The organism is Hymenobacter rubidus (genome assembly GCF_016734815.1).
Classification (GTDB): domain Bacteria; phylum Bacteroidota; class Bacteroidia; order Cytophagales; family Hymenobacteraceae; genus Hymenobacter; species Hymenobacter rubidus.
Window position 1 is genome coordinate 1 of record NZ_JAERQF010000067.1, and the last position, 5303, is coordinate 5303.

Here is a 5303-nt window from a genome sequence, read left to right on the forward strand (position 1 = left end):
CGCAAATCAAACGAATAAGCTTTCATCGGCAGAAGGTACGTCCAAATCCGTAAACTATCCTGAAATCCGCTCTAAATACTGAGATGGTCTAGTTAAAGTAGAGGCCGTGGTCTGATTTAAGGTGATACTCGTATTCTTATATACTGTGATGAAAAGTAAGGAATCGGGCAGGTTTTTTTATCTTTAGGTTTCTTCAAGGAGAGCCTTCGGGTTCATCCTCCTCGGCCCATTACGTGGTCGGGGCTACTTCTTTTTCAGCGGCTTGGGCTGGGTGATAGTGCGGATTGTAGGGCCGGTCGTTTTTCCAGAGCGAATAACACAGCAGCAAGAGTTTGCGCATGACGGCAATTACGCCGGGCTTGCCACTGGCTTGGCACGCCCGCAGCCGGGCATAAAAGGCCATCTGCTGCGGGTTATAACGCAGGATGCTGACGGCCGGCAGGTACAGGGCTTGGCGCAAATGCACATTGCCCCGGCGGGAAATGTGCGTGGCCTGGGCCGGGAGGTCACTTTGGCGCTGCACCACATCCAGCCCGGCATAGGAAGCCAGCTGGCGCTCGTTCTCGATGAATACGAAGCCGTTGGTTTCGGCCACTACGACGATGGCCGTGGTCAGGCCAATGCCGGGTACGCTGGTCAGGTGGGCCAACTTGCGGGCCAGTTCGGGCTCGGCTTTGAGGAGCGCGGCCAGGTCCTGGTCCACGGCGTTAAACTGCTGGACCAGCAACTGTTGCCGGACACGTAGCTGCTCCAAGGTGCGCTCGTCGGGCTGGTAGCTTTGGGCGTAAGCGTGGTGCTGAGTTTTGAGCCGCGCCCCTTGCCGGGTCAGGCTTTGGCGTTCCCGCGCCAGGGCTCGCAACTGGCGCAGGGCCGGCGTGGGCGGCTGCCACTCGGGCAGGGCCCGCTCCAGGCCCAAGCGGCACAGCAGCCGGGCGTCCGGCTGGTCGGACTTGCTCTTTTGCTCGGTGCTCTGGGCAAAGTGCTTGACTTTGTTGGGTAGCAAGATGCTCAGGGCGTGGCGGTTATCGGCTATGAAATACGCCAGGCTTTCATAATACACGCCCGTGGCCTCGACCACAACGCGGCGGCCTGCTGTTTGGTCGTCCAGGCCAGCAAGGCCGCGAAGCCGGCCGACGTGTTGTCGAACGTGGCTTCTTTGCCGAAACGCAGCTGCTGGCTCGCTTCGATGCGGCCGAAGCAGGCCACAAACGTGTCTTTGGCAATGTTGAGGCCCACGACGTACTTGAGCGGGGCCGTGGAGGAAGAAGTGGAGGGCATACGGCAACGGGAAAAGAGGGATAAAAATCAGCCAGTCCGGTTTTTACATCAACTCTCCTTGTACACATGCGGGATGCCGCTACTTGGTCGTGTGGGCTCCATTCATACTGTTCAGTCTTCAGGCAAAAACGGGAAACGGAGCACTGGCTCTAACGCTCAACGTCAGCGCCGGGGCGCCGCATTTAGGGATGGTGGGTGACTCCGTTTCCTTTTCTGGCTGCCTCTCAACGAAAGGCACTGCAATCATACAAGGGTATACCCAACATTTTTGCGCCAAGTGCGGCAGCGACCAAATCCGGCGCAATGGCATGTGTCTAGTCCGGCTCGGCCTTTACATCAACCAGTTGATGTATGACCGAAACGGAACGGCCCCCGCGGCGGGCCAAAAATGAGAATTATACTATTGTCTTTCGGCAAGAAGCCGTTAAGTTGGTTGAATCGGGCGTGGAGCAACGGGTCGTGCAACGACAACTGGGAATCAGCGCCGCCGCTTTACAGGCATGGCTGCAGGAATACGGCACGGTCGTATATTCCCAGATGCGCCGCCAAATTTTTACCCCGGCCCAGCGGGCGGCTATCGTGCGCGAATTGCTCGATGGCCGCCTGACGGAAGATGAGGCCCTGCTTAAATACCGGCTGCGGCTGAAGAAGACGCAGCGCGAGTGGGTGGCCGCCCGCCGCGCTGCCAAAGCGGCGGCCCCACCGGCCACCGATTTCCCCGAGGCGGTTCCACCGGCTGGGAACGCGGGGGAAGCGGCTGCCCTGGCCGCGCAGCTGCGGCAGGCGCAGTGGCAAATCGAGGCATTGCACACGCTCATCGACCAGGCCGAGACCACCTATAAAATTGGCATCCGAAAAAAGGGTGGTGCCAAGCCGTCGAAGTAATGCCCCAGAAATACCCCCGCGCTGGCGTGGGGACCCTCTGCGGATTGTTTGGCTAGACCCGAAACGCATTCTACGACCACCAGGCCCGGGCCAGTACCAGGCCCTGCTCGATGGTCTGGTACTGGCCCTAGTGGCCGACATCCGCGAGGACCTGCCCCGCCTAAGCACGCGCAAGTTCCATTTCCTGCCGCGGCTGGGCGAGCACGCCCCCCGCGTGGGCCGGGATTATTTGTTTGCCCTGCTGGCTGCTTACGGCCTGCTTATCCGCCGCCGCAAACGGCGGCTGGTGACCACCCAAACTTGCTTGCCCCTGTTTCGGCGGCCCAACCTGATTGAACACCTGACCGTGAGTCGGGCCGACAAGTCTGGGTCAGCGACATCACCTATGTGCGCCTGCTTAGCGACTGGAGCTACCTGAGCCTGATTACCGACCTGTATTCCCACAAAATCGTGGGCGCGTGCCTGCACCCCGACCTGTCGGTGCGTGGTACGCTCACAGCGCTGCACCAAGCCCTGCAGGCCCGTGCGCAGCCGCCCCGCGCCCTGATTCATCACTCCGACCGGGGCTTGCAGTATGCGGCTCGCGAGTACATGGGCCTGCTCGAAAGCCACGGCGTGACCCTGAGCATGACCCAAAACGGCGACCCTACGAAAATACCGTGGCCGAGCGGGTGAACGGCATCATGAAAGAGAAATTCGACCTCGACGATGCGCTGCCCGGTTTTGCCCAAGCCGCCGCGCTGGTGGCACGGGCGGTGCGGGCCTACAACGAGCTGTGCCTGCACGGCAGCTGCGACTTTCTGACCTCGAGCCAGGCCCACGCGCAGGTAGGGCCGCTGATGCGGCGCTGGAAAAACTACTATCAGCCGGCAGCTATCCCGGCCCCCTCTTGACACACCGCCCAAGCGGCGGAAATAAATCCGCGGCTTACCATGCTCACCTGTAAAGTCCAATCTGGATTAACAACCCGGCCTGTAAAGCGCAGGCCGGATTATCACCTCCACCTGTACAGCTATAGCCGGACGAGACAGTTGCCAGCCGGATAAAAAAAAGCGCAGGCCGCAAGCCCCCTGTTGCCGCGTTGGCGGCCGAATAAGCGCCAAAAAAAGCGATGGGAATCGCTGGAACTGGAGGAGATGTGGACCTTTGTGGGCCGCAAAAACGCAAGGTATGGCTCTGGCTCGCCGTGAAGCGGTGCAGTCGGCGCATCGTGGCTAGGGTGTTGGGCGAGCGGAGCACCGCCACCGCCCGGCGCCTGTGGCAGGCCCTGTCCCGGCGCTACCAGCGGCGGGGTCGGTACTTCACCGACCGGTGGGAAAGCTATGTGGGCGTGCTGCCTTTGAGGCAGCACCGCTGCAGCCCCACAGGCAGCGGCGGCACCAGCATTGTGGAAGCCATCAACTGCTCGCTTCGTCATCGTTGCGGGGTGTTGGTCCGCAAGTCGTGTGCCTTCAGCAAAAGCTTGCAGATGCACACCACCCGAATCAAAATTGTCATTGATAACCATAATGCCAATGTCACCTTGAATGTAGTATGAGGTAGTCCAGTTACGCTGGACAGTTTAGGGCAATAAATTGAAGAAGCTGTTGGTGATTGTGATAAGGCGTTTGATAGTCAACACTGGAGTGCAGTCGCTCGTGATTGTAGTAGTGCTGTGTCAAGCGAATTAAGCAACAAAATACGGGGCTTCGAGTTGGGTGCCTATGTCTCGTCCTATTACTCCCTTTGCCCTGCCGGCGGCTGACCAGGCCGCTCTCGAAAAATTCACGCGCACGGGTCGTCGACCGGTGCGGGCCGTGCGCCGTGCGCAGGCCCTGCTGGCCCTGGCTACCGGCATCGGCCAGTAGGCGGCCGGTCAGGCCGTGGGCCTGAGTCGCCAGGCCGTGAGTCAGGTGCGCCGCCGCGACGAAGAAGCCGGCTGGCAAGCGGCTTTGGCCGAAGCCCCGCGCAGCGGCGGGCCGCGCCGCTTGGATGGCCCGCAACGCGCGGCGCTCACGGCGCTGGCCTGCACCCGGGCCCCGGTGGGCCACAGCCGCTGGACCCTGCGCCTGCTGGCCGATAAGGCCGTGGAGCTGTGCCTGGTCGAAACCATTTCCCACGAGACGGTGGGCCAAGTGCTTAAAAAAACGATTTGCAGCCCCGCCGCCAGCAGCACTGGTGCCTGGGGGCGATGAACGCCGCCTTTATCGCCCGGATGGAAGACGTGCTGGCCGTCTACGCGCGGCCCGCTGACCCGCGCTTTCCCGTGGTCTGCTTCGACGAGCGGCCCTGCGTGCTCCACGGCCAGCCCACGGAGCCCCTGCCCCTGGTGCCGGCCCAGTCGGCTCGGGGCAAGCAGCCGGCCAAAGCCTGGCGGCCCCGGCGCGCGAGCAGCACGTACGTGCGCCAGGGCACAGCCTGCCTGCTGGCCGCCTTCGAGCCGGGCACGGGCCAGCGCCTGGTCGAGGTCTCGGCCCGCCGCACCGGGGCCGATTACTGCCGCTTTCTGCAGGCCCCGGCCGCCCATTACCCGCAAGCCGAGAAAATCGTGTTGGTACAGGACAACCTCAACACCCACACCGACGCCGTGTTCTACCAGCACCTGCCCGCGGCCGCGGCCCGCGCCCTGGCCGCCCGCTTCGAGGTGCACTACACGCCCAAAAATGCCTCCTGGCTCAACATGGTCGAACTCGAACTCTCGGCCATCGCCCGCCAGTGCCTGCACCAGCGCATCCCCACCCTGAAGCAACTCACCACCCACGTGGCCGCTTGCGTGGCCGAGCGCAATGCGGCCCGGGCCGCGGTCAAATGGCAATTCACCCTAGAAAAACCCGCGTCAAACTCGACCGCGCCACGGGCGTGAGGGCTTCCTTTTGCCATTTAGTAGACACGTTTGGGGTCGATGTTTAGCGCACGCGCTGCCGCCTGGGTGGAACGGCTCTCGCTCGCTAAGCGTAGGGCTTCGGTGCGGAAGGCAGCGTCATAGCGCCGACGTTTGAATGGTTGAGGGCTGTCTTTCATGACATTCGAAAGATAAGACCCTATTCTGTCCAGATTTACCCGACCACCTCAATCTTACACCTTAGACTTCGCTGTACGCTTCCCCGTCAGGTAGGCCAGCGAAAAGTAGAGGTTAGGCGGCTTGACGGAACTCGGTTGGG

The 5303-nt window shown here is 61.7% G+C and carries 10 protein-coding genes; 8 read left to right on the forward strand and 2 right to left on the reverse strand.

All coding sequences use genetic code 11. The annotated features are described in order from the left end of the window. Positions 1-229 precede the first annotated feature (229 nt). Both JKL48_RS22665 and JKL48_RS23340 read right to left on the reverse strand, forming a co-directional pair. Entirely contained in the window at positions 230-1108 is an 879-nt protein-coding gene (locus tag JKL48_RS22665) for an IS110 family RNA-guided transposase (protein ID WP_236668990.1), read from the reverse strand. Then, positions 1030-1278 (reverse strand): IS110 family transposase, encoded by a 249-nt coding sequence (locus JKL48_RS23340; protein ID WP_236668993.1) that lies wholly within the window; start codon positions 1276-1278, stop codon positions 1030-1032. Before JKL48_RS23340 ends, JKL48_RS22665 begins: the two co-directional genes overlap by 79 nt. A gap of 537 nt (positions 1279-1815) precedes the next feature. On the opposite strand from JKL48_RS23340, the gene JKL48_RS22670 reads away from it, so the two are divergent. The 8 genes from JKL48_RS22670 (at position 1816) to JKL48_RS22705 (ending at position 5005) form a co-directional block, all read left to right on the forward strand. Further along, positions 1816-2163 (forward strand): hypothetical protein, encoded by a 348-nt coding sequence (locus JKL48_RS22670; protein ID WP_236668987.1) that lies wholly within the window; start codon positions 1816-1818, stop codon positions 2161-2163. Positions 2164-2293: 130 nt separating this feature from the next. Further along, entirely contained in the window at positions 2294-2581 is a 288-nt protein-coding gene (locus tag JKL48_RS22675; protein WP_201987669.1) for a hypothetical protein, read from the forward strand. After that, a complete protein-coding gene (locus JKL48_RS22680) occupies positions 2551-2838 on the forward strand; it encodes a DDE-type integrase/transposase/recombinase (RefSeq protein ID WP_201987671.1) in 288 nt (95 codons plus the stop codon). Before JKL48_RS22675 ends, JKL48_RS22680 begins: the two co-directional genes overlap by 31 nt. An 8-nt stretch (positions 2839-2846) precedes the next feature. Continuing rightward, positions 2847-3056 carry a hypothetical protein gene (locus tag JKL48_RS22685; protein ID WP_236668988.1) on the forward strand — a complete coding sequence of 70 codons (210 nt, stop codon included), beginning with the start codon at positions 2847-2849 and terminating at the stop codon, positions 3054-3056. A 218-nt stretch (positions 3057-3274) separates the two neighbouring features. Next, the gene (locus JKL48_RS22690) at positions 3275-3700 is read left to right on the forward strand and encodes an IS1 family transposase (protein WP_236668989.1); all 426 of its coding nucleotides are present in this window, start codon (positions 3275-3277) and stop codon (positions 3698-3700) included. A gap of 166 nt (positions 3701-3866) precedes the next feature. After that, on the forward strand, positions 3867-4010 hold the full coding sequence (locus JKL48_RS22695; RefSeq protein WP_201987677.1) for a hypothetical protein: 144 nt from the start codon (positions 3867-3869) through the stop codon (positions 4008-4010). Positions 4011-4025: 15 nt separating this feature from the next. Continuing rightward, positions 4026-4337 (forward strand): helix-turn-helix domain-containing protein, encoded by a 312-nt coding sequence (locus JKL48_RS22700; RefSeq protein WP_201987679.1) that lies wholly within the window; start codon positions 4026-4028, stop codon positions 4335-4337. Beyond that, complete coding sequence (locus JKL48_RS22705) at positions 4295-5005, forward strand: IS630 family transposase (protein ID WP_201987680.1); 711 nt, start codon at positions 4295-4297, stop codon at positions 5003-5005. The genes JKL48_RS22700 and JKL48_RS22705 overlap by 43 nt, the downstream gene beginning before the upstream one ends. The last annotated feature ends 298 nt before the right edge of the window (positions 5006-5303 follow it).